The sequence below is a fragment of the Larkinella knui genome, assembly GCF_003858645.1.
Classification (GTDB): Bacteria; Bacteroidota; Bacteroidia; order Cytophagales; family Spirosomataceae; genus Larkinella; species Larkinella knui.
In genome coordinates, this window is the sequence record NZ_RQJP01000001.1 from 2087080 (window position 1) to 2110638 (window position 23559).

The 23559-nt window shown below is 49.2% G+C and carries 20 protein-coding genes and 1 tRNA gene; 10 read left to right on the plus strand and 11 right to left on the minus strand.

All coding sequences use genetic code 11. The features are described 5' to 3' along the window. The first annotated feature begins 93 nt into the window (after nt 1-93). The 7 genes from EHT87_RS08465 (at nt 94) to EHT87_RS08495 (ending at nt 10448) form a co-directional block, all read left to right on the plus strand. A complete protein-coding gene (locus tag EHT87_RS08465) occupies nt 94-2430 on the plus strand; it encodes a peptidylprolyl isomerase (protein ID WP_229320899.1) in 2337 nt (778 codons plus the stop codon). A 101-nt stretch (nt 2431-2531) separates the two neighbouring features. Then, nucleotides 2532-3893 carry a peptidylprolyl isomerase gene (locus tag EHT87_RS08470; protein ID WP_124905744.1) on the plus strand — a complete coding sequence of 454 codons (1362 nt, stop codon included), beginning with the start codon at nt 2532-2534 and terminating at the stop codon, nt 3891-3893. Nucleotides 3894-3982: 89 nt separating this feature from the next. Further along, nucleotides 3983-4948 carry an AAA family ATPase gene (locus EHT87_RS08475; RefSeq protein WP_124905746.1) on the plus strand — a complete coding sequence of 322 codons (966 nt, stop codon included), beginning with the start codon at nt 3983-3985 and terminating at the stop codon, nt 4946-4948. Nucleotides 4949-5164: 216 nt separating this feature from the next. Then, nucleotides 5165-5932: a hypothetical protein gene (locus EHT87_RS08480; protein WP_124905748.1), complete on the plus strand. Its 768-nt coding sequence runs from the start codon at nt 5165-5167 to the stop codon at nt 5930-5932. A 41-nt stretch (nt 5933-5973) separates the two neighbouring features. Beyond that, complete coding sequence (locus EHT87_RS08485) at nt 5974-8415, plus strand: TonB-dependent receptor (protein ID WP_124905750.1); 2442 nt, start codon at nt 5974-5976, stop codon at nt 8413-8415. 93 nt (nt 8416-8508) lie between these two features. Next, nucleotides 8509-9801, plus strand: coding sequence for a serine hydrolase (locus EHT87_RS08490; RefSeq protein WP_124905752.1), 1293 nt, complete (start codon nt 8509-8511; stop codon nt 9799-9801). Nucleotides 9802-9923: 122 nt separating this feature from the next. Continuing rightward, the gene (locus EHT87_RS08495; protein WP_124905754.1) at nt 9924-10448 is read left to right on the plus strand and encodes a DinB family protein; all 525 of its coding nucleotides are present in this window, start codon (nt 9924-9926) and stop codon (nt 10446-10448) included. 43 nt (nt 10449-10491) lie between these two features. Here EHT87_RS08495 and EHT87_RS08500 read toward each other — a convergent pair whose 3' ends face one another. From EHT87_RS08500 to purL, 5 genes are all read right to left on the minus strand, one after another. Continuing rightward, nucleotides 10492-11082: a nucleotidyltransferase family protein gene (locus EHT87_RS08500; RefSeq protein WP_124905756.1), complete on the minus strand. Its 591-nt coding sequence runs from the start codon at nt 11080-11082 to the stop codon at nt 10492-10494. A gap of 88 nt (nt 11083-11170) precedes the next feature. Next, nucleotides 11171-12154, minus strand: coding sequence for an XdhC family protein (locus EHT87_RS08505; RefSeq protein WP_229320901.1), 984 nt, complete (start codon nt 12152-12154; stop codon nt 11171-11173). A gap of 65 nt (nt 12155-12219) precedes the next feature. Next, nucleotides 12220-12996 (minus strand): tRNA pseudouridine(38-40) synthase TruA, encoded by a 777-nt coding sequence (gene truA / locus EHT87_RS08510; protein WP_124905760.1) that lies wholly within the window; start codon nt 12994-12996, stop codon nt 12220-12222. After that, entirely contained in the window at nt 12993-13598 is a 606-nt protein-coding gene (locus EHT87_RS08515; RefSeq protein ID WP_124905762.1) for a Uma2 family endonuclease, read from the minus strand. The genes truA and EHT87_RS08515 overlap by 4 nt, the downstream gene beginning before the upstream one ends. Nucleotides 13599-13662: 64 nt before the next feature. Next, nucleotides 13663-15915, minus strand: a complete 2253-nt coding sequence (gene purL / locus EHT87_RS08520) for a phosphoribosylformylglycinamidine synthase subunit PurL (RefSeq protein WP_124905764.1) — start codon at nt 15913-15915, stop codon at nt 13663-13665. A gap of 186 nt (nt 15916-16101) precedes the next feature. On the opposite strand from purL, the gene EHT87_RS08525 reads away from it, so the two are divergent. From EHT87_RS08525 to EHT87_RS08535, 3 genes are all read left to right on the plus strand, one after another. Beyond that, complete coding sequence (locus EHT87_RS08525) at nt 16102-16896, plus strand: HipA family kinase (protein WP_124905766.1); 795 nt, start codon at nt 16102-16104, stop codon at nt 16894-16896. Beyond that, the gene (locus EHT87_RS08530; RefSeq protein ID WP_124905768.1) at nt 16877-17257 is read left to right on the plus strand and encodes a DUF3037 domain-containing protein; all 381 of its coding nucleotides are present in this window, start codon (nt 16877-16879) and stop codon (nt 17255-17257) included. Before EHT87_RS08525 ends, EHT87_RS08530 begins: the two co-directional genes overlap by 20 nt. Nucleotides 17258-17816: 559 nt before the next feature. Continuing rightward, nucleotides 17817-18068: a hypothetical protein gene (locus EHT87_RS08535; RefSeq protein ID WP_124905770.1), complete on the plus strand. Its 252-nt coding sequence runs from the start codon at nt 17817-17819 to the stop codon at nt 18066-18068. A gap of 495 nt (nt 18069-18563) precedes the next feature. On the opposite strand, the gene EHT87_RS08540 is transcribed toward EHT87_RS08535, so the two are convergent. From EHT87_RS08540 to EHT87_RS08565, 6 genes are all read right to left on the minus strand, one after another. Next, complete coding sequence (locus tag EHT87_RS08540; protein WP_124905772.1) at nt 18564-18803, minus strand: hypothetical protein; 240 nt, start codon at nt 18801-18803, stop codon at nt 18564-18566. Between the two features lie 119 nt (nt 18804-18922). Beyond that, a tRNA-Arg gene (locus tag EHT87_RS08545) sits at nt 18923-18996 on the minus strand. A gap of 228 nt (nt 18997-19224) precedes the next feature. Next, nucleotides 19225-19692: a VOC family protein gene (locus EHT87_RS08550; protein ID WP_124905774.1), complete on the minus strand. Its 468-nt coding sequence runs from the start codon at nt 19690-19692 to the stop codon at nt 19225-19227. A 223-nt stretch (nt 19693-19915) separates the two neighbouring features. Then, entirely contained in the window at nt 19916-20245 is a 330-nt protein-coding gene (locus tag EHT87_RS08555; RefSeq protein ID WP_124905776.1) for a DMT family transporter, read from the minus strand. Between the two features lie 764 nt (nt 20246-21009). Further along, nucleotides 21010-21342, minus strand: coding sequence for a hypothetical protein (locus EHT87_RS08560; RefSeq protein WP_124905778.1), 333 nt, complete (start codon nt 21340-21342; stop codon nt 21010-21012). A 20-nt stretch (nt 21343-21362) separates the two neighbouring features. Then, nucleotides 21363-23180, minus strand: coding sequence for an AAA family ATPase (locus EHT87_RS08565; RefSeq protein ID WP_124905780.1), 1818 nt, complete (start codon nt 23178-23180; stop codon nt 21363-21365). Nucleotides 23181-23559 lie beyond the last annotated feature (379 nt).

Genomic DNA, 23559 nt, shown 5'->3' on the forward strand with positions numbered 1-23559 from the left:
ACGTAGCCATTTGTTGATACTGCGATCTCGTTTATCGCTGAGATTATGTGCCTTGACTGCCTAGAAAACTATTCACCGCAATTTATACCTGTTTTGACCTCAATCCGTATTTCAAAAAAAGTACCCGGCATCGTACTGCTCTGCGGTTTGCTGGCAGGCTGTAAATCGTCAGCGCCCGTTGCCACCAAATCGCCCGAACCGGTGATTCTCAAACTGGGCAACAAGTCCTTTACCACCGACGAGTTTTTTCAGTCCTTTACTAAAAACCAAATCAACGGCGATTCGTCCCGCCGAACCGATCTGCGGGAGTACATCGATTTATACACCAATCTGAAGCTCAAAGTGCTGGCCGCCGAGCAGGAAGGGCGTGATACTACGGAGGGTTTTCGGGAAGAGATCGCCATGTACCGCAAACAACTGGCGCAATCCTATCTCAATAATAAAGAGGTCATAGAGCACCTGACAGCCGAAGCCTACGAACGGTTGAAGGAAGAAGTGAATGTGTCGCACATCCTGTTTGCTGTTGCGGAAGATGCCGCCCCGGCCGACACGCTGGCGGCTTACCAAACAGCCCTCGATGTGCGGAAACAAGTGCTGGCCGGAACGGATTTCTCGACGGCAGCCCGGCAGTATTCGAAAGACCCAACGGCGGCAACCAATGGCGGCAACCTCGGGTATCTAACGGCTTTTCAAGTGGTTTATCCGATCGAAACCGCGGCTTATACAACACCGGTGGGCAGCGTTTCCATGCCGGTACGTTCCCGGTCGGGCTATCATCTGGTGAAAGTGCTCGACAAACGGCCCAGTCGGGGCAAAGTTCGCGTCGCTCACATTCTGGTGCGGATAAGCCCCAGTGCCGCCGTTTCAGGGGGTGGAGATGAAGGTCAGCGAGCCGCCAAAGCCCGGATCGACGAAGCGTATAGCCGTCTGGAAAAAGGCGAACCTTTTGATATGCTGGTCAAGGAATTTTCCGACGATCGCGAATCGCGCAACACCGGCGGGATTTTGCCCGTCTTTGGCGTTGGCCAGATGGTTCAGCCGTTCGAGGACGCGGCCTACAGTCTGGCGCAACCCGGCAGTTTTTCGAAACCGTTTCAAACGAATTACGGCTGGCACATTGTGCGACTGATTGAACGGCAACCGCTGGAATCGTTTGAATCCATGGCCGCAGCCCTCCGACAAAAGGTGGTAACGGACACGCGGGCGGACCTTGTCCGGAATGCGCTGGTTCAACGGCTTCGGCAAACCTACACCGTTACCGAATCGCCCGACATACTGGCGAAAACCCTGGCGATGGCCGATAGCAGTTTATTGCTGGGCAAGTGGAAACTTCCGGCAACGCTGGACCCTGCCATTGAAAAAAAACCGATCGTGCTGGTGAACAAACAGCCGTATACCGCCAATGAATTTCTGGAAACCGTCGTTCGCCGTCAGCAACCCCGCCGGGACCCGACGTCTTCGGCCAAGGTTCAGATGGAACGGCTTTTCCGGCGGTTTGTCGACGATAAAGTCATTGAACAGGAAGAAGACGGTTTGGAAAAAAAATACCCGGAATTTCGGTCTTTGATGAACGACATCCGCGACGGGGTCCTGCTGTCGCAGGTGATGGAAGCCAACGTCTGGGAAAAATCCCTTACGGATTCGCTCGGTCAGCGGAGTTATTACGAAGCCCATAAAGAGAAATACCGCTACGAGCAGCGGGCCGCTGCCTCCATTCTGGTGGTTCCGAACGATGAAACGCTGAAACAGGCATCCGAAATGCTGGCGAAAAGTCCGTATCAACTCCGGCGGTCGGTCGAAGAACTGAATTACGGGGTGAATCAAAGTGCGCTAAGCCCCAAGCAGCGGGAAACCCTGTTCGATTTATTGGTGTTACTGATTAAGAATACGGATTATCTGGTTGAAGTTTCCGGATCAGCGGATGCCACCGAACGGGATACGGTTTCGGCCAGCCGGATTCGTACGGTGGTTAATTTTCTGACGGCCAACCGCATTCCGATTGTCCGGATTATGGAAAAAGATTACGGCAAATTCCGACCCGGTATTACCACCGGTACGGGAAAGAATGACAAGGCCCGGCGCGTGACTTTTCAGCTGTTTTCGACGTCTAAAAAAGATGTTGAGAAGATTTTGAATGCCAAAGAACCGGGAGCGGTCAAATTGACGGAGGGCGTTTTTGCCAAGGGAACAAACGCCTACCTCGATGCCGTAGACTGGCAACCGGGAACGACAACGATCCGGCGTGACGGCAAAGTAGCGCTGGTCAAAATCGACCAGGTTGAGCCTCCGCGCATCAAAACCTTTGAAGAAGCCCGTGGTGCGGTTATCAACGACTACCAGGCGATTCTGGAAAAGCAGTGGCTCGACCGGTTAAAGCAACAATACCCGGTTCAGATGAACGAAGAAGAAGTACGCAAGCTGGCCAAATAGTCCGGTTATTAACATCATTTAACAGATTCCGTAGGTGGGCATATCAATAAATCGTGCCGAAATACGTATTATTGGCTAATAAACCTGAATAAAATTCATTAATGAAATCAACCATTCTCTCCTACTTTATCCTGACGGCGCTGCTGGCTCTGGTATCGTCTCCAACCTTTTCGCAGGGAAAAGGAGTCAGTTTAAATAAGATTATTGCAAAAATCGATAACTATTACGTGCTCAAGTCTGACCTTGAGCAAGCTCGCCAGTCGTATGTCCAGCAAAATCAAAAGGCCCCGGCCGATTGCCAGCTTCTGGAAAGTCTCGTCGTTCAGAAAGTGTTGTTAGCCAAGGCCGAAATCGACTCCGTAACCGTCGATGACAAGCTGATTGAAAACCAGATGGACGGACGGATGTCGTACATGATTCAGCAATTTGGTTCAGAAAAAAACCTGGTTGAAGCCTATGGCAAGAGCATCGAATCGTTGAAAAGCGAACTGCGGACTGAAGTAAAAGAACAGATGCTGGGGCAACGGATGCAGACCAAAATTACCGACGATGTGAAGGTAAGCCCGAACGAAGTCCGGAAATTTTTCAACGCCATTCCCAAAGACAGTTTGCCTTATATTCCCGCTGAAGTCGAAATCGGGCATATTGTCCGGTTGGCGAAGGTGACCAAAGAACAGAAAGAAGAGCTGAAAAAACGGTTGCTGGCCTTGCGAGAGCGCGTTGAAAAAGGCGAAGATTTTGCCAAATTAGCCACTGAATTCTCCGAGGATGTGGGTTCGGCACCCAAAGGCGGGGATCTGGGTTTTGCCAAACGTGGTGCAATGGTGGCCGAATTTGAAGGGGCCGCTCTGAAGCTGAAGCCCAATGAAATGTCCGACATCGTCGAATCGGAATTTGGCCTTCACCTGATCCAGCTCATCGAAGTTCGGGGGGCCGAATACCATGCCCGGCACATCCTGCTCCGCCCCGACTACAACCGGCTGGATCTGACCGAGCCGCGCCGGTTTTTAGATAGTCTGCGAACCCTGATTGTTGCCGACAGTATCAAATTTGAAAAAGCGGCCAAAGACTTTTCGGAAGACAAAGTAACGGCCGACGCGGGCGGTGTGATCCGGGATCAGCAATCGAACAGCACCCTGCTGCCCCACGATCAGAACATGGATTACACGTTATTTATGACGCTGGACAGCATGAAAGTGGGCAGTATCAGTCCGCCGATGGATTATCGACTCGAAGACGGTAAAAGTGCCGTACGGCTGCTGTACTACAAACGAAAAGTGGCTCCCCATACCGCTAGTTTGAAAGACGATTATGAGAAAATCGCCAACATCGTCATGGTGAATAAGAAGAATACCGCCATCGATGCCTGGTTTAAAAAAGCGGTTAGCGACGTCTACATCAACGTCGATCCCGAATACCAAAGTTGCCATATTTTAGGCACCCAAAAAACCGAAGGCCCCTAAAAGAGTTAAGAGTGAAGAGTTGGCTGATGCATTTCACTCTTCACTCTTAACTCTTCATTCTTAACTCATAACTCTTAACTCTTCTGCTTGTGGTACAGTATAATTCTGACGTTGCGGCTGCTGAAGCGCTGAATGAAGCGTATAAAAGATTGACAAGTGAGATTTCGAAAGTAGTTATCGGTCAGGAAGAAACCGTACGACTGTTGCTTACGGCCATTTTTTGCCAGGGACACTGTCTGCTGGTCGGGGTGCCGGGGCTGGCCAAAACGCTGCTGATCCAGACCATCGCGGGCGCGCTCGATCTGAGCTTCAACCGGATTCAGTTTACGCCCGACCTGATGCCGTCGGATATCCTGGGCTCCGAAACACTGGATCAGGAACGCCGGTTTAAATTTATCAAAGGCCCGGTTTTTGCCAATATCATTCTGGCCGATGAGATAAACCGGACTCCGCCCAAAACCCAGTCGGCACTTCTGGAAGCCATGCAGGAATACGCCGTGACGATTGCCGGACAGAAATACCCGCTCGACCGGCCCTTTTTCGTTCTGGCCACTCAGAACCCAATCGAACAGGAAGGGACGTATCCCCTGCCGGAAGCGCAGCTGGACCGGTTTATGTTCAACGTTTTTCTCGACTACCCCTCGTATCAATCGGAACTGGACATTGTTAAATCAACAACCAGCGACCAGAAATACCAGGTTCAAAAGGTATTGTCGGGTGAAGATCTTCTGACGTTCCAGCACCTGGTTCGTCGGGTTCCGGTGGTCGACAATGTGGTTGAATACGCCGTAAAACTGGTTCATAAAACCCGCCCGAATACCGAAATGGCGTCTCCTGATGCCAATACGTATCTGGAATGGGGCGCTGGTCCGCGGGCCTCACAGGCTTTGATTCTGGCCGCCAAATGCAACGCCTTGTTGAACGGAAAATACTCACCGGATATTGAAGACGTCCGGGCCGTCGCCTACCCCATCATCCGTCACCGCATTGTCCGGAACTTCAAAGCCGAAGCCGAAGGAATCACGGTCGACCAACTGATCAAGCGGTTATTGTAACGAATCAGGCACTCCTTATTCTCTGGTTTGAAGGCCCGGCATCATGCCGGGCCTTCGCTTTTTAAGGGCCGACCAATTCCGGCGCGTTTTTGACCGCTTAGTAAATCGGAGCCTCCTTTTATCCGAATGGTACCGAAATAATAGTAAACTTGACCCTTCGACAACTCATTTTGCCGCCAACGTTGCCCGAATCCGTCCAAAACCTGATTCCCCCTTATGCTTACCTATGCCGTTGCGGCTTTCGCCAGTCGCCATCCGAAAGTCGCAGCCGGGGTGATCATCCTGTCTGAATGTTGTAATGTAGCCATCGGCCTGCTACTTGGCAGTTCGCTCCTGGCCGACCAACCCGGCTGGTATCTGTCCTTTTTGCTGGCCGGATTGGTTTTGTTTCGGGTGTTGTTCCGCCACTACATCGCCATTCGGTTGCCGGATCTGGTCTCGACCCGGCGTTTCCGGTTCCAAAAAAATAGTTATTCGCTGTTGTTCCTGATCAATTTCCTGGCTTTTATCGTAGCCGGTGGCATGAGTGGGCGGGCGGTATTGCATCCGGAACCATCCGGTAGCGTCACCAGCGAAGGGTTCCGGTCTGACGGAGCCACCAGTGAAAAAGATTCGTTAACTACCAGCCAGCCCTTGAGCCAGACCGCGGTATCCTCTTCGGCAGAAGACTCGCATACCGGAACGAAAATTGGCTACTTTTTACTGTTTCTGGCCAGTTTTTTCCTGTTCGGTTTGTCCAGCCGGTTAGCCTGCAACTTAATTTGTGCTGAGCAAGGGTTGCTTGGCGTCATGGTTCTTTTGTTGGGAACCGGAATTTTAGCGGGCGGTTTTTATTTTCTGGGCCGGGCATTTACCAAAAATATGAAACCGTACAAAGAAATGAACCCCAACGAACGCAAACGGGAAGGACGGCGCTTTCGACGGACGTTGTTGGGAACGGTTCTTGGATTACTGGTTTTCTCACTACTCCCCGCTCTTTTTTAGCGCTTCAATCCGTCAAGCACCCTGAGATAAAGGCCTGAATTATGAAATCCATTTATTCGCTGCTTTTCTGCGTTAGTTTTTTTTCAACCCAAGCCCAACCCGTTTTAACCCAGATTATCCGTGGCCGGATTTCCGACCACGAATCAAAGTATCCCCTAGCCAACGTCACCATTCAGATTACGAACCTTCCGTCTACTCCCGGCGTCGGCACCCTCACGGATTCCGTGGGCCGTTACCGCCTGTCCAACGTTCCGGTGGGACGCCGGACCATCCGAATCAGCCGGATTGGTTACAAGGAAGCGCTGTTGAACAACATCATCGTCGATGCAGGCCGTGAAACCATCCTCGACGTCGACCTGGAAGAAGCGGTTACAGAACTCGCCGGCGTTACCGTCAAAGCCCAACGGACCGGCGACGCCCGCAACGAAATGGCGCTGGTTTCGGCCCGTCAATTTACCGTCGATGAGGCCGATCGCTACGCCGGAAGCCGGGGCGAGCCCGCCCGCATGGCCTCCAATTTCGCGGGCGTGCAGGGCGCCGACGATTCGCGCAACGACATCGTCATCCGCGGCAACTCGCCCGGTGGCGTCCTCTGGCGGGTCGAGGGCATCAGCGTTCCAAACCCCAATCACTTTGCCATTGCCGGAACGACGGGCGGATCGGTGAGCATCATCAGCAACAAAATGCTGGCCAATTCAGACTTTTTCACCGGCGCGTTCCCGGCCGAATACGGCAACGGTATTGCCGGCGTCTTCGATCTGCGGTTGCGCAACGGCAACAACGAAAAACACCAGCGGACCCTGCAATTCGGTTTTTTGGGCACGGAAGCAGCCCTGGAAGGGCCGCTCTCCCGAAAAAGCGGCTCGTCGTATTTCGTAACGTATCGCTACGCCAATCTCTGGCTTTTCAAAAAAGCCGGTATCGACATCGGCACGCAGGCGCTTCCCCGCTATCAGGATGCTTCATTCCGGTTGAACTTTCCCCTCAAAAACAACGCAAAACTGGCGATCTGGGGATTTGGTGGGACCAGCACGATCGACTTGCTAATCAGCGAACAGGAAGTGACGGATCGCAATATTTTCGGTCAAAACGACCGCGACCAGTATTATACGGCTCGCATGGGCGTTGTGGGTCTCACGTTTGAGAAAGCCCTCAATCCGAAAACGTTTATCCGGGCTACGCTGGCCGAATCGGGCAATGTTCAGGATGCGTACCACAATTATCTTTTCTTTCAGAACGGCGCCGACGGTTTGCCGGTGGTGGAAAATAACCGGTATAAAATCACCGGCCAGGCTCCCATTCTGGATTACCGTTTTTCCGAAACCAGGACGTCGCTGGCCCCATCGCTGACGCATAAATTCAGTGCACGCAGCACGTTAAAAGCCGGATTAATTGGCGATTTGTACTCCTTCAACTTTATCGACAGTGCCCGAACGGTAACGCCTATTCCCAACGCTCCGACCCAGTTGGGCGCGTGGCAAACCCGCTGGGATTCGCGCCAATCGGCCTTGTTGCTCCAACCGTACGTCCAGTGGCGGGTCAATCTGGCGGATCGGCTGACGTTGAGTGCGGGTCTGACGAGCCTGTATTTTTCGCTCAACAAGAACAGTTACTCGCCCGCCGAACCCCGCCTTGGGCTGGCCTGGGATTTGCCCAACCGCCAGAAAATCAGTCTGGCGGCCGGTTTACACAGTCAGATTCAGCCGACTTACACCTATTTCTACGGAACCGATCTGGAAAAAAACCGGCAGTATCTGAATTCGGATGTGGGGCTGACCAAAAGCTGGCATTACGTGACGTCGTACGACCGGCTGCTGGGCCGCAACCTGCGTTTAAAAGTGGAAGCGTATTACCAGCGCTTGTTCGAGGTGCCGATTGAAGAACAACGCAGTTCGTTTTCAATCCTGAATACCGGTGCCGGTTTTACCCGAATCTTTCCGGGCAAACTGGTCAACCGGGGAACGGGGCGGAATTACGGGGCCGAACTGACGCTGGAAAAATTTTTCAGCGATGGTTATTATTTTCTGGTGACGGGTTCGCTTTTCGATGCCAAATACAAAGGCTCCGATGGCGTGTTGCGTAATACGGATTTCAACGGCAAATACGCCTTCAATGCGGTTTTTGCGAAAGAGTTTTCCTTCGGCAGAAACAGCCTGAACGTGGGCGCGAAAGTTACGGCCATCGGCGGTCGCTGGTATGGGCTGGTGGATGAGGCCGCATCGAAAGCCGCGCAGGAGATTGTTTACCAGAGCGCCAACCGCAACACGCTCCAGTTTCCGGACTACCGCCGGTTCGATCTAAAAGTCGACTACAAGCTAAACCGCACCCGGCTAACCCACACAATTGCCGTTGATTTTGTCAATGTGCTGGGCATTCAAAACATTCTGACGCTGAGTTATGCCCCGCAACCCGACGGCACGTTCATCAAGCGGGAATATCAGTTGGGCTTTCTACCGGTTTTTTATTACCGGGTTGATTTTTAAGAAGAGAGACGTTAGAATAAAGAGAAGAGAGTTTGTTGTTTGCCTGTTAGGCGATTTTTCTTTATTCTCACCTCTTTATTCTTTCTTCTCTTCATGAACAAGCTTTTTGGATTTCTAGCCGCCAGCTGGCTGGTATCGGCGGCACACGGTCAGGCCCGAACCGATGCATTTCTGACTACGCTTTTTTCCGGTAACCAGAACCCGGTTTTTCAGGAGGTGATCCGGCATCCCGAAACCTATCGGCTGCAAATTATCTACACCCGAATCGACCGCGATAACCGGAACGTACCGACGTTTACGAACTATTATTTTCACGTCGACAGCACCGACTACTTCAATCCGGCTTCGACGGTGAAACTGCCGCTGGCCCTGCTTTCGCTGGAAAAACTGAACGGATTGAAAAAACCGGAGGTGACGAAATTTACGGCCATGCAATTCGACAGCGCCTTTCGGGGACAAACCCGGGAATGGCGGGATGAAACGTCCGAAAGCGGTTTTCCGTCCATCGCTCATTTCATCAAAAAAGCCTTTCTGGTGAGCGACAACGACGCCTACAGCCGGATGTATGAGTTTGTTGGACAGGAAACGATCAACCGTTCGCTGCACGCCAAAGGCTACAAAGACACCCGCATCACGCACCGGTTTGTCCGGATGACGCCCGAAGAAAACCGCCACACCAACCCCGTCCGGTTTATCCGCGAAGACGGAACGTTGCTCTATGCCCAGCCGCCCGCCTACAATCAGGATGCGTTTGATTTCCGCCGAATCGACAAGGTGGGCAAGGGTTATTTAACCGCCCGCGACAGCCTGGTGAATGAACCGTTCGATTTTACAACCCGCAACAAATACCCGCTGGAAGCCTTTCACCAAACCCTGAAAACAGTGCTGTTCCCGCAGTCTGTTCCGGAAAAACAACGGTTTGATTTAACCGACAGCGATTATGCCTTTTTGCATCAATACCTGTCGCAGTTTCCCGGCGAAACCAATTACCCCAAATACGACGCCAGCCCGTATTACGACAGTTACGTCAAGTTCTTTTTCCGGGACAGCCTGCACCGGCGTTTGCCCGAAGGCGTCCGGGTGTTCAATAAAGTGGGCTGGGCCTACGGTTTCATGACGGATGCGTCGTACGTGGCTGATTTCAAAAACCGGGTCGAATTCATGCTGTCGGCGACGATTTACGTCAACCGGGATGAGGTTCTGAATGACAACCACTACGAATATGACTCGGTTGCTCACCCGTTTTTGTACCAGCTGGGACAAACGATTTACCAGCATGAATTAAAACGCAAGCGAAAATACCGCCCGGATTTGAGGGTCTTTCAGCTATCGTACGAAAAACGGACGGACGATGGAAGGCCCACGATTAAGGAGGTGGACAATTGACTTTGGGGGTTGTAGCGGTTGGGAAAGCGTAACGATTAAACAATTTTTAACCAGCTTGAGGACCTGAATGCCGTGCTGCGCGTAGAACGGCGCTGGGCAATCCAGTTTAAATTTTCATTTCAATGACAGAAACCGAAATTTTAATCAACCAAACTTCAAATGCGTACGAATGGACAAACAAGCTCCTCGAAGCCGTTCCATTCGACAAGTGGGAAACCATTCCTGATACCGTTGAATCCACCATCAACTGGCAGGTAGGACATCTGATTATCAGTCATTACTTCCATGCGATAATGGTCATCCGAGGGCATCAAATGGATGTTCTCCAACGGATTCCAATCAAGGACTATAGTGACTTTTTTACGGTATCAGCCCCGATCCTTTCAGTTGGAAAGACTAACTCGATGACCCTGTTGCGGGATCTAAAAGTCATTCAACAAAAGTCGATCGAAATCCTGGCCTCCCTATCCAGTGCAGAACTAAACCGCCCACTCGAACCCACCCCCACTCCACATCCAATTGCAGCAACAAAATTTGAGGCCATTGACTGGAACATCAAGCACACCATGTACCACTGCGGTCAGATTGGGATTCTCAGCCGAATTGTTGCTAAACGGTATGATTTTGGCCTGAAGCTATCTCAATGAGTATGAACCCATTTCGAGGGCAGTGTCTTACAAAATTCTTCACTCACAACCCCAAAAACCGCTCGACGTCCTGACGCGTGTCCAGGTCAATGCTGCCCGACTCAAAAGGCACTTCGGCGCAGTCATCCGGGTGGTTTTTAATCACCCACTTTGCGCCGTTATCGCCTTCCAGACCGAGCAGTTCGTGGATGTATTTTCGATCGAACAGGGCCGGAACGCCCAAACTATTTGCGTAGCTGGACGCGACAATGCCCTTCCCGGTTTCTTCGTAAACCTGCGCCAGTTGCAGCAGCAATCCCCGGTCGACATGCGGTTGATCCGTGAGCAGAAACAACACGGCGTCGATCTCTTTCCGGGTCAGATAAACAGCCGCCAGACCGGTTTTAACCGACGACGACAAACCCTGCTGCCAGTGCTGGTTGTCGATCAGGGTAATCGGCAATCCGTCCAGTTCGGTCGAGATCTGGTCTTTATTGGCCCCCACCACTACGACAACGGGGCGGAACGTTGTCGCCAAAGCCGTGTCCACCACACGCCGGAGCAACGTGCGTCCTTCCCACTCGATCAGTTGTTTGGGCTGATTTCCCAGCCGCGACGAGGTACCAGCCGCTAAAATAATGATGGCAATGTTCATAAATTTCCGGATACCGCGCCCTGGCTGGCACCTGTCAGGTTTCTGAAACCTGACAGGTGCCAGCCAGGGCGCGGCAGGGGCTAATCCCTTACTGGTTTTTTTCTAAAAGACTGATGGAGGATACCGGCTGATGAATGGGCGCATTCTTGAATTTCAGCGGTTGGGCCGACGTTTTACGGAATACCGCCTGAATTTCGGCTAAAATCGACAGCGCAATTTCCTGCGGATTATCGGCACCAACATCCAGCCCGACGGGCCAGAAAAGCCGCTTTTCATCCTCCGGTTTTACAAAATCGGCCACCTCATCCAGCAGCGCATCCCCCCGTTTTTTCGGACCCAAGAGCCCAATGTACCGAATGTCCGTTTGCAGCAATTCTTGCAAAACCGCCCGGTCGTATTTAAAATTATGGGAAATCAGAACGGCCGCCGAATAGGAGTCGACCGGAATCTGCTGCCGGATTTCGTCCCGCTGCACGGCGAGCATTTCGTCCGCTTCGCCAAACCGCCGGGGTTGCAGGTGGGCCACGCAATCGTCGGTGATGACGACCCGCCAGCCAATCTGTTTCGCCAGTTTTACCAGCGGGACGGCATCGTACCCACCGCCGAACACCAGCAACTGAATATCGGGTTTGAGTTCTTCCACAAAAATACCGGCGCCATCCGGCAAGGCCGTTTCAAACGTCAGCGGGCGACGGTCCTGCATCACACGGTCGAGGGTTTCGAGCGGATTTTCCGGATCGTTGGGGTCGATCGCCTGAATCAGTACGTCCAGTACGCCGTTGCAGCCCAGTCCAATCCCGAAATTTTCGCCTTCCGGATCCGACGTATCGTAGGTTACCAGACGCGCCTGCCGGGTTTGCATCACCTCCCGGGCTTTGCGCAGGGCGTCACCTTCCAGACAACCGCCACTGATAGCCCCCATCCATTGACCATCGTCGGTAATGTACATGCGGGCACCCGGCCGCCGATAGCCCGAACCGCTCAGGCCAACGACCGTCGCCAGGGCGGCTTTGCGCTGACTAAAATCGGTTTTCCGGTAAGCCCGAATGATTTGTTGAAATTCGTTGATCACGTTTTTACAAATGAAATGATAAACGATAAACGATTACTGTATCTAAATTAGCCTTAATTCATCGTTCATTGTTCACCATTCATCATTTTCTTCCTAAATACTTCCGCAGGATACCCCACTTCGACCAGAAACAGCCCACTGGCCGGGGCCGAACGGCCAGCCTGCCGACGGTCTTTTGCCAGCAGAATCCGCTCAAATTCGGCGGTTGTCATTCGTCCCTGCCCGATTTCCAGCATCGTTCCCACCAGCGTTCGCACCATTCCGTAGAGAAACCGGTTGGCTTTGATGTGAAAAACCAGCTGATCGTTTTCCACGATCCATTCGGCCCGGTGAATGACGCAGCGGAAGTGTGAAACCTTCGTCCGCACCTTGCTGAAACTTTCAAAATCGGTGTGTTTCAAAAGAAGTCCGGCGGCTTCATTCATGGCGGCAATGTCCAGTTCCGGCCGGAAAACATAGACCAGAAAATCCAAAAAAGGACTTTTCTGCTTCCGAATGCGGTATTGATAATAGCGCGTGGTGGCCGAAAACCGGGCGTGGGATTCCGGATCCACCGGAAAAATGGATTGAATGGCGATGTCCGGCGGCAACATGCAGTTTAGGGCATGAATCATCAGATCCGTCAGGGCAATCGGCTGTTCGCTGTCAAAATGAGCAAACTGCTGTTCGGCGTGAACCCCGGCGTCCGTCCGCCCGCTCCCCACAATAGCGATCCGTTCTTTCAGGATCATGCTCAGCTTTTGCTCGAGAACTTCCTGAACGCTGATGCCGTTGGGCTGAAATTGCCAGCCGTGGTAAGCCGTTCCGCGGTAGGAAAGTTGAATAAAATAGCGTTGGCTCATGCGTCTTCCTGCACGTCCTCTTCCTCAGGATGTAGTTCAATGCCGTTATAAATATCCTTTTGGAAAATTTCCATATTCAGCCGGGGTAATACAATCAGATCATCCCCATTTTCGTAGAGACTGTTAATCCACTCATCCGTTTCTTCAATGCGGCTGAATAGCTCAATCGTTGCTGAATACTGATCAACCAGCATGTAATACCAAAGAGAAGGAAGCTTTCTATAGCGTTGCCACTTGGTCCCCCGATCAGCCAGCGCAGTCGATTTTGACAATACTTCGACGATCACGCGAGGTTGTTTAATAATTTGATTCGTACCCCGCAGATCAAATGGATGACAGGCAACTACGACGTCGGGATAGCAATAATAGCCATCCCGAACTACTTCAACTTTTAGATTTTCGGAGAAAACGCCACAGCCCTTCAAAGCAGGTTGATTCTCCAAGAGATTAGCTACACGTCTGGTCAACCGGTTATGGTTAACCGTACCGCCCGCCATCGCGTACAATTCGCCCCGATAGAGTTCGTGCCGAATTTCGCTCCGCTCTTCCAGCGCAAGATATTCTTCCACCGTGTAGATTCTTTTTTTATCCGAAGAAACCATCCTGCTTTCGTATCGATGTTAAACCTTTTAATCGACTTAGACCACCTTTATTTTCATTTAAAAATCAGGCTTGCAGTTTTTTTCCTAACGCGTTATCATACAACTCTTTCGCATCAGCCACGGAGAAAACGACGTCCTCATCGATCACAAAATCAGCGTCAATCACCGTACCCAGTCGGCTGAACGGAACCTTGCTTTTTTGAACAGCGGCTTCGAACTCCGCCTGTTTTTTCCGCGAAACCGACACCACCACCCGGCTTTGACTTTCGCCGAACAGAAAAGCATCTTTCCGGAACCGGTGGTCGGTTTCGATGGCAAACCCCACATTTCCGGCCATCGCCGATTCGGCCAGGGTCACGAACAAACCGCCGTCGGAAATGTCGTGTGCCGAAACGACCAGCTTTTCACGGATGATTTCTTTTATCAGACTTTGTAGCGTAAATTCTTCGTCCAGACCGAACACCGGTGCCGGAGAGCCTTTGACACCCCGGTATGAATACAGATATTCGGACGAACCGACATCGTTTTTCGATTCACCAATCAGGTAGATCAGATCATCGGGCTGGCTGAACCCGAGCGTCATGCGGTAGTCCGGATTTTCCATCAGGCCCAGCATACCGATCGTTGGCGTCGGAAATACCGGTCCTTCGTCGGAGCTTTGGTTGTAGAAACTGACGTTACCACCCGTTACCGGCGTGTTGAACCGCTCGCAGGCTTTTTTCATGCCCTTGATGGCCCCCACAAATTGCCAGTACACTTCGGGCACGTACGGATTTCCAAAATTCAGGCAGTTGGTAATCGCCAGCGGTTCGCCACCCGAGCAGACAATATTCCGGGCGGCTTCGGCCACGGCGATGGCGCAGCCTTCTTCGGGGTCGGCATTGACGTAGCGGCTGTTGCAGTCGACCGTGATCACAATGGATTTATCGGTTCCTTTGACGCTCACAACGGCCGCATCCGAAGGTGCGTTCGTGCTCCGGTTGGCGGTTCCCACCATCGAGTCATACTGTTCGTAGACCCACCGGCGCGAACAAATGTTGGGGTGCGAAAGCAGGTGTTCGGCGACTTTCCGAACCTCAGCGGTTTCGACATCCGGAATGCTATCGATTGAAAACTTCTTAAATTCCTGAAAATAAGCTGGTTCGCGGTATTCGCGTTCGTATTGCGGAGCACCGCCCCCCAGCACCAGGTCGTCGGCGGGTACGTCGGCGACTAATTGACCGTAGCGGTGAAAGTGCAGACGACCGGTATCGGTGACAACCCCAATCTGTTCGCAATTCAAATCCCATTTATCAAAAATCTGACGGATCACGTCTTCTTTTCCCTTTTCAATGACCACCAGCATCCGCTCCTGCGACTCGGACAGCAGGATTTCAAACGGCTCCATATTGATCTGGCGCGTCGGCACTTTATCGAGGTCGATGTCCATTCCGTGTTCGCCTTTGGCGCTCATTTCGGAGGTCGAGCAGATGATACCGGCGGCTCCCATGTCCTGAATACCAACCACATAGCCCGTTGCAATCACTTCCAATGTGGCTTCGAGCAGCAGTTTTTCCATGAACGGATCACCCACCTGAACGGCCGGGAGTTTTTCGGTCGATTTGTCCGAAATGTCTTCCGACGCGAACGTTGCGCCGTGAATACCGTCTTTTCCTGTGGCCGACCCGACGATAAATACCGGGTTGCCAACGCCGTACGCAATCGCTTTAGCCACTTTTCCGGTTTCGACAATACCGGCCGAAAACGCATTCACCAGCGGATTGATATTGTAACAATCATCGAAATATACTTCGCCACCGACGGTTGGAATGCCGAACGCGTTGCCGTAATCACCGATGCCTTTGACGACGCCTTTCAGCAACCGCCGGGTTTTGGGCAGCGCCAGATTACCAAACCGCAGGGAGTTCAACTGGGCAATGGGCCGGGCGCCCATCGTGAAAATATCGCGGTTGATACCGCCCACGCCCGTTGCTGCGCCCTGATAGGGTTCAATGGCGGAGGGGTGGTTGTGCGACTCGATCTTGAAACTACAGGCCAGTCCGTCGCCAATATCAACCAATCCGGCGTTTTCTTCGCCCGCTTTGGCCAGCATCCGGCTCGGTGCATCGCCGGTCGTATCGCGGGGCAAGGTTTTGAGCCAGATGATTGAATTTTTATAGGAGCAGTGCTCCGACCACATCACCGAGAAGATACTCAGTTCGGTAAAATTGGGTTTGCGGCCCAAAATGGCAATAATACGGTCGTATTCGTCGGGAAGCAGACCCAGTTTGCGGGCCGTTTCGAAGGTTGGTAATTGATCGGTCGTTTCGGCAGACATGCGGATTGAGCAGAATGTTCGTTGGGGCAAAGGTAAGTCTTTTCGGTCATCCTGCCGATGTCATCGTTGAACGATTCGGGATTTCAACCCGGTTTTCTCAAAAAAATGGCCTAAATTTCCCGCAAACTCCGCAAGGGCGTAGCAAGCAGCCCGCCTGACAGAGCTAAATAAATGGTAAGCATTCCCATGCGTTATTCTGAACCTGAGCTCAGAACGGTCGATGTGACCCGGTATGTGACACCCCTGCGCGAAGGCGGTTCGCTGCCGGCCATTGTGGAAGCCGACGACGACTTTCTGTATGTCCTGAAGTTTCGGGGGGCGGGCCAGGGCGTAAAAGCCCTCATTGCCGAACTGATTTCCGGCGAAATTGCCCGCGCCCTCGGTCTGCGGGTTCCCGAAATCGTGTTCGCCATTCTCGACCCGGTTATGGCCCGCACCGAACCGGATGAAGAAATTCAGGATCTGCTCCGGGCCAGCGGAGGGCTGAATCTGGCCCTGCACTACCTTTCCCGCGCCATCACCTTCGACGCTCTGGTGAATCCGGTCGATCCTAAACTAGCCTCCCAAATCGTCTGGCTCGATTGCTTCATTACGAACGTGGACCGGACCGCCCGCAACACGAATATGCTGATCTGGCACAAGGAGCTCTGGTTGATCGACCACGGTGCATCGCTCTATTTTCACCATTCCGGGCAGAATTGGGAAGAACAGGCCACCAAACCGTTTGCCGCCGTGAAGGACCATGTCTTGCTCTCCAAAGCCAGCGAACTCGAAACCGTCGATGCGGAATTCCGCCAGATTCTGACGCCCGAACGCATTGCATCCATCGTTGCACTGGTTCCCGACGAATGGTTAACCCACGAAGGCGCAACGGAATCGACTCAGGATCAGCGGCTTATTTACACCCGGTTTTTAGAAACCCGGATCGCCCACTCAGAACTCTTTGTCAAGGAAGCGCAAAATGCCAAAACACTTGTTTGAGTACGCCGTGATCCGCGTCGTTCCGCGCGTCGAACGCGAAGAATTCCTCAATGTCGGCGTCATTCTGTACTGTCCGGCGCAGGGCTTTCTGAAAACCGTCTTTGGACTGAATGAAACCCGCCTTCGGGCCTTTTGCAACGGGATCGACCTGCCGGAACTGGAGGAAAGGCTGGCGGTTTTCCATAAAATCTGCGCGGGTCGCCAGGAAGGCGGCACCATTGGGCAGTTGCCGATTGCCGGGCGGTTTCGATGGCTCACGGCCAACCGCAGTACCATCGTGCAGACGTCGCCCGTTCATACCGGTTTGTGCGACGATGCGGCCGAAACACTGGAGCGGTTGTTTGAGAACCTGGTCCGGTAGTTTGTACGGTTTTAGCGGTTATTTTTAGGTCAAAAACCGCCCAAACAGGGAATTAGCCCCGAAAACCCGTTTCATGTCAGGCAAATCCTGTTCCCGTTTTTTTACTATTTCCGCAATCCTTCCTCCGTTCTGATTTTGAACGATGTGGTCCGGGCGACTTCTAAAGTTTTGACCCCGTTGATCCCTATCCGTTGGCAACCGTATTCTATTAAGCTATTTTTAATTTCCATTAAACCTTTGTTAATTATCTAACAATCACCGGCTTTTCCAGTTATTCTCTATACCTTTACTTTCCAGTTACACTATTTTTTTTAACTAGCTATTTATGCTGCATCGCAATTCTACGGTTAGAGATTTCACATTATGGGCTTTATTGATCTTAATGGCCTCAATTGGGGCGGCAGGTCTTCTTGTGATATTCCTATAATCTGGCTCTTAATCTGGTCACCGGCCAGTGAGGATGGAAAGCGTCACCCACAACGGACCACTACCATGATCAAACGATATTTCCTTTTTCAGCGCGACGGTGTTCGCTTGCCTATCGTAAACCAGTAATCGCATGTGGCTTTACTTTTCCGTTTATTCTCTCTTTGGTGAGATTCTTACGCATAGCCTTTTCGCAAATGAAATAGAAATTCACATGGAAATCCTGAATCAGTATACGAACACAGGGCACAAGGTTTTATCTGCTCATTTGATTGATCAGAATGCAAGACGAACCAACTTGCCGTTGGAGGCCTTTGATGGCGAGCCCATCGGCGACTGGATGCGTCAATTACAACGGGAGTATGAGCAGGCGCTTCGGTCTTAAAACGGGAGCGGTATCAGGCTTTGTCAGCCGGTTGTGACCAAAACGAATCACCTAATTTAACACGGTGATAACCGAGTTGACCAGCCTCCGGTCTAACCGGGCTCCCTGCTGGATAGCCTTGAAACGGGTTCCTTACAATCCGGGATCAGCTCCCGTTTATGTTACGGAAGATGGCGGTTACAGAACTGAATAAAATTGTTGAAAACTTGTAAAATTGTATCATATCTCAAAAGCCACTACCCGTAATTTTGCAGTGGAAGCCTTACAAGGCCCCTTAATAGAGATTGGTAAGTAAACAAACCCGGTATTTTATTGCCGGGTTTGTTTTTGGAGGTTGGCTGACTTTATAGTAGTAACCAGCGGTTTGATTGACTCATCGATTAATTGACCCACCCTGGAATGCGCTGAGCGAAAACGTTCTTCCAGGTTTTGCCTCCCCCAGTTCAAATTCAGCCTACCCCGATTTGGCTTTACGATCGTTTTAGCTCCTGATAATCAGCCTAATGGCTTTACCTCGTTTGATGAATCCCGTTTACCTTCGTACACCTCTTTCAAAAACAGGGCCGTCGACCCCGAAAAAGACATGATCGCGTACTGCGTAGCCGTATAGCCCTGCTTTCCTTTTGTCTTGGCAAGCTCCACCATGGCCGCCCGCTTCGATTCCAGGTGCTCATTGAGCCAGTAAACCATCTGCCGGTAGGCTTCATTGAACTCCTTTTCTTCTTCCGGATTCATTACTCAAATGGACAAGTCGGTTTGTACCAGAAATGGCAATAGGCGGGATAGGGATCTAAATCGGGTCGTAAATAAAATAGCCACCCTTAAAAAGAGAGGCTATCTAACTGTAAATCAGGTGATCCCGTTTGGATTCGAACCAAAGACCGTCTGATTAGAAATCAGATGCTCTATCCAACTGAGCTACGGGACCAAAAACTAAAGTCAGTAAATACGGGCGGTAAAAAATTAACTGAGTTCTGTTACCGGTTATTCAAAAACTTTATTTTTTGACGAAAAGCCGGAATCAGCCCTTCCGCAACCAGAACGACTGGTGCCCAAAAGTACAGCAATAGCCGCAATTCCACAAGAAAACACACCGCCGAATTATTCGTAGCCTGCTTCCTGGTTTCTACGTCAGGCTCGAAAACATTGGTCACGGCTAGGCAGCAACGGACGCCTGCTTCAAAGTCGCGATGTCAATTTTATCCATTTTCAGAAGGGCCTGCATAACCCGTTGCGACTTAACCGGGTCCTTGTCATACAACAATTCGCCCAAAGTTGAAGGCACAATCTGCCACGACAACCCGTATTTGTCTTTCAACCAGCCACACCTCGACTTCTGGCCTCCTTCCGAAAGCTTTTCCCAGAATTCGTCCACTTCCTCCTGCGTTTCACAGCTTACAAACAACGAAATCGCTTCATTGAACGTAAATTGCGGACCGGCATTTAACGTCATGAACTTTTGCCCCTCGAGCTGGAACGTCCCACTCATAACCGCCCCGTCGGCACCCATGCGGTTCAGACTCAGTATTTCTGAATTTTTAAAGATGGAAACGTAAAAATTCATAGCTTCTTCGGCCTGCCCGTTAAACCACAGGAAGGGGGTGATTTTTGACTGGATTTTCATGATTGTGTATTTATTGTTTGCTTGATCCATTTTCAATCCGCCTGCCAATCAAAACCGGGTGCCTCGTAAAGGGCGCCATTCGGATGGAGGCATTAGGGTTCACTTTCAACAAAGGTAGGCTCCTGAGTAGCAAGAAGAAGGGTGTAAACACGACAATCTAAAGGGTCGATTGCGCCATCTTTTTAATCATTTTTCCCCAATGAACGGGAATCGATTTTCAGGTTCAATGTCCTGCCATTTTAGAAAATAGGTTCATCACCAACACGCCGACGATGATGAGGACCATGCCAATGATCGCTGGCACATCCGGAACCTGTTTAAACAGAAAAATGCCCACCAAAGCGGTCAAAACAATCCCGACTCCTGACCATACGGCATACACCAATCCAATCGGCAAAGACCGCAGCGCCAAGCTTAATAAGTAGAAAGAGGTTAAATAGCCCACGATTGTAATCAGGCTGGGCAGCAATTTGGTAAACTGCTGCGAAGCATTCAGGGCACTGGTTGCCACGACTTCGGCCACAATGGCTGCCAACAAAAAAAGGTATTTCATGAGTGGGTTCGGTGCCTCTTTCGCCCAAAACAGGCTATCTAAACAATACTAAACTTGCTATCCCGTATCCTATTCAAATTTAACTTACTGCTTTGTTCGTCTGCGAGAAGGAACGGATAGGCAATCGGGAAATAAGGTACACATTTAATTTTGGTTTTAAGGATTCGATCCATTTGCCTGGTTAACTAAGTATAGTAACTTAGGTTTCGCTGAAAAAACAGAAGCGAAGCCCCCGTATAAGGGAAAGCTGCCAAATCGTAATTCCGAGCCACAAACGCCACTGACGACCCGCATGGTTGAAGGCGCGTCCTCTGTGTTCCGGAAAGTCAGGAAACAGCCTGCCGGTTGTGCAACCCCGAAAACGAGGTTATGACCCATCTGGATGCGGGCCTGGATCATCCGGCATTTCGGCAGCGTGTTCATGCTCGATGACGACCTCAAGGCGTTCCGGCGGCTGTATACCCAGCCCGAAGATTCACTGTAACGAGGATTATTGGATCAGTTGCCTAAATGCCTATGAATACCGGCTGATCTGAAAGGATACGTTTGTGAATGCGGGAGGATTGGCGGAGTTTCGGAGCATCTATGCGGAAGAAAAAGATTTTGCGTACTTGCAGGGGGCATTTAGCAAAGATTTAGTTACGTTGAAAAAGGTGGGAGTAAAGGGTAAACTGAAGCATCAGTATCAAAAGACTATAAAACTACCTTTTTGACAATAATACTGATACAAAATTCATGAAACCTCACATCAGTATTATTGTAAATCAGTTCGGTAGCTTAGAATTATAGAAAGACAATAATTGAATTATCTCATCATATCTTTGCTTATTCCTTGCATATAAAAAATTGGGATCATTATCAAAGTAATCAGTTATTTCAGGAAATACAGCGGCTAAATCCTTGAAGGCATTCATAGCTTGGCTAGACAAATGTTCATTGTAGAATTCTAAACTTTGAAAAAAGCCAGCGTTACGTTCCATTCTTGCTCTCATGACTGGATCAGATGTGTTATACTCCTCCGGTAAAATTAAAGGTTTTCCAATGCTTTCGCTTTGTCTCCTTAATTCTGTTAAGATTGCTTCAATCCTTTCTTTCATTTCATTTTTTAAGTTTAAAATCAATTTTCATCATTGCTTAACATTTGAATTAATCCAAATATTTCAGTTGGTATTAATTCTGGATATTCTTCATAAATTATACAAACAATTTGAAGGATAACACCGCCAATTTTATTGAATCTTTTTAGTTCTGGATAAACTTCTACCAATCTGTCTGCCATTTGATGTCCATTAATTTCAAGAAAACTTTTTGGTAGATAAACAGACATACCTCCGTAGTAAGATACTTCTACAAAATCTTTTAATTGAATCTTACTTTCAATATTTGTTAAGTCTCTTAGAATATTATCTACAATGCTTTGCAACATTGCTTTATCTTTATAAATGTCTCTTATTTTTATCTCATCATCAATTCCAAAAAAGTTCTTCTTTTTTATATTCCCTATTAATAATAAGAGCCCCAAAGCTGTTGGATCTAAAAGAAAATTCTCTATATTATATCTGCTCCCATCCCCAGGGACAAATATTTTCCCCTCTCTATCAGTACTGTTTTCTAAATCCCAATCTATAACACCGTATATAGCCGTATTTCCATGTGATCTTAACAAATTGACTATTAATCTAACTTGATCGCAATTTCCAGTGTTATTTTTGACAGGCCCAGAGGATACAAAATTCAAAGAATATTCGGAATCTATTTTTTCTTTTATTATTCTATAGATTTCATTAAAGCACATTGCATCATTATCGCTTTCAACAAATACTTGTCTTCGCTTTTCAGAATTAACACCCAAAGTAGGGATTCCTTTGGTAAGTGTATTCAAAATTTGCTGTTTCTTTATATGAACGATCCTTGGCTCCTCCTGTTTTCTCATGACAAATAAGTTTTCTTCAGGAGTCATTGCAACCGTTGACGGAGAATGAGTAGTCATTATCACAGCTATTCCTAGTTTATCAACAAATATATCTTTGATAACCCTAAGTAACTCCTTAGTCATGGAAGGGTGCAAAGGCGCATCTGGCTCATCTAGTAGAAGTAAGTCCGTAAATTTTTCATCATTTGATGCTAACTTAGTATTGTTAATATTGTATAATGCCAGTGCAAGAGACATTAATATTTTTTCCCCTGATGAAAGTTGATTAAAATCAACTTTACTTTTGTTTATTTTATGTATAAGTCGTAATCTATATGAGCCCCCTCGTTTGTAGTTTTCAGGAATTTGAAGAAAATAATCAAGATTTGCTATATCCAATAATTCTTGAAGAAGTTCCCATGGCTTTGGTCCATTGAGTTTAATAAAATTTTCTTCGCTGAAATATGGCTTATTTATACCTTTTACATTTGTTAGATATTCGTTGAAATGATTCTCTTCAAGTTTATCATTATATCTTTTAAATATTTTCGAAAACTGTTGATGAAAAAATTCTTGATTCTCAATCAAATTAACTGGATAATATTGATATATAATATTTTCATCTAGTTCATACAAACTAATCCCTGAATTTTGGATAACTTCTCTAATTATACGAACATAGTTACTATGACTTAAAAAATTTGATAAATTTTCAATTGTAACTTCACTATTTCCATTCAATACAGACTTTAAAGCACTGTATAATTGTGCTACTTCAGATTGTATATTATCACTTGATTCGGCAGTAGCGTCATTAGGAGAAAGAGATGCGGTACTATAGTATTTGAATTTACTTAATCTAATGCCATCGTATTCAACTATCGCCAAATTTTCTGATATCGCTTTTAAAAAATGGCTCTTCCCACTTCCGTTAAATCCGGTTAATACAGTAAACTTATTCAACAAAAATTTAAAAGGGGGTTTAATGGAGTTATATGGTCTTAGAATTTCTATTGATAGCATCGAAGTAGGTTTATTGGTATCTATTAGATTAACACAAAAATTCTACTCTAATATACTATTTTCGAGATACTTACGTACATTATTTTTAACAAAATATTTCGGAATAAAGCTTTTTTAATCCGTTCTGTGGAGAGAATTTACAGGGGAAGCTAAACAAATAATCTCCTGTATATCAACACAAAACGACCCATTTTCCCGCCATAATTTAGCACGACTTATGGCCACCACCGGCAAAACCGAGAAAGAGTATTACGAATAGGCCAGCGAGGTGGGCCGTCGAATGAACATCAACACTTTAATAAAATGGTGTGCACCAAACTCGGTCTATACACCGTCGCCCACCTGGCCCTGATCCCCACGATCTTGAGCGAGTCCATCC

Excerpts from the sequence above, each read along its gene's own strand:
- EHT87_RS08485 (WP_124905750.1), top strand. The coding sequence starts at position 5,974 with ATGAAATCCATTTATTCGCTGCTTTTCTGCGTTAGTTTTTTTTCAACC.
- EHT87_RS08560 (WP_124905778.1), bottom strand. The coding sequence starts at position 21,342 with ATGAAAGAAAGGATTGAAGCAATCTTAACAGAATTAAGGAGACAAAGC.
- EHT87_RS08515 (WP_124905762.1), bottom strand. The coding sequence starts at position 13,598 with ATGGTTTCTTCGGATAAAAAAAGAATCTACACGGTGGAAGAATATCTT.
- EHT87_RS08490 (WP_124905752.1), top strand. The coding sequence starts at position 8,509 with ATGAACAAGCTTTTTGGATTTCTAGCCGCCAGCTGGCTGGTATCGGCG.
- EHT87_RS08495 (WP_124905754.1), top strand. The coding sequence starts at position 9,924 with ATGACAGAAACCGAAATTTTAATCAACCAAACTTCAAATGCGTACGAA.
- EHT87_RS08535 (WP_124905770.1), top strand. The coding sequence starts at position 17,817 with ATGTGGCTTTACTTTTCCGTTTATTCTCTCTTTGGTGAGATTCTTACG.
- EHT87_RS08540 (WP_124905772.1), bottom strand. The coding sequence starts at position 18,803 with ATGAATCCGGAAGAAGAAAAGGAGTTCAATGAAGCCTACCGGCAGATG.
- EHT87_RS08480 (WP_124905748.1), top strand. The coding sequence starts at position 5,165 with ATGCTTACCTATGCCGTTGCGGCTTTCGCCAGTCGCCATCCGAAAGTC.
- purL (WP_124905764.1), bottom strand. The coding sequence starts at position 15,915 with ATGTCTGCCGAAACGACCGATCAATTACCAACCTTCGAAACGGCCCGC.
- EHT87_RS08555 (WP_124905776.1), bottom strand. The coding sequence starts at position 20,245 with ATGAAATACCTTTTTTTGTTGGCAGCCATTGTGGCCGAAGTCGTGGCA.
- EHT87_RS08550 (WP_124905774.1), bottom strand. The coding sequence starts at position 19,692 with ATGAAAATCCAGTCAAAAATCACCCCCTTCCTGTGGTTTAACGGGCAG.
- truA (WP_124905760.1), bottom strand. The coding sequence starts at position 12,996 with ATGAGCCAACGCTATTTTATTCAACTTTCCTACCGCGGAACGGCTTAC.
- EHT87_RS08530 (WP_124905768.1), top strand. The coding sequence starts at position 16,877 with ATGCCAAAACACTTGTTTGAGTACGCCGTGATCCGCGTCGTTCCGCGC.
- EHT87_RS08470 (WP_124905744.1), top strand. The coding sequence starts at position 2,532 with ATGAAATCAACCATTCTCTCCTACTTTATCCTGACGGCGCTGCTGGCT.
- EHT87_RS08500 (WP_124905756.1), bottom strand. The coding sequence starts at position 11,082 with ATGAACATTGCCATCATTATTTTAGCGGCTGGTACCTCGTCGCGGCTG.
- EHT87_RS08565 (WP_124905780.1), bottom strand. The coding sequence starts at position 23,180 with ATGCTATCAATAGAAATTCTAAGACCATATAACTCCATTAAACCCCCT.
- EHT87_RS08525 (WP_124905766.1), top strand. The coding sequence starts at position 16,102 with ATGCGTTATTCTGAACCTGAGCTCAGAACGGTCGATGTGACCCGGTAT.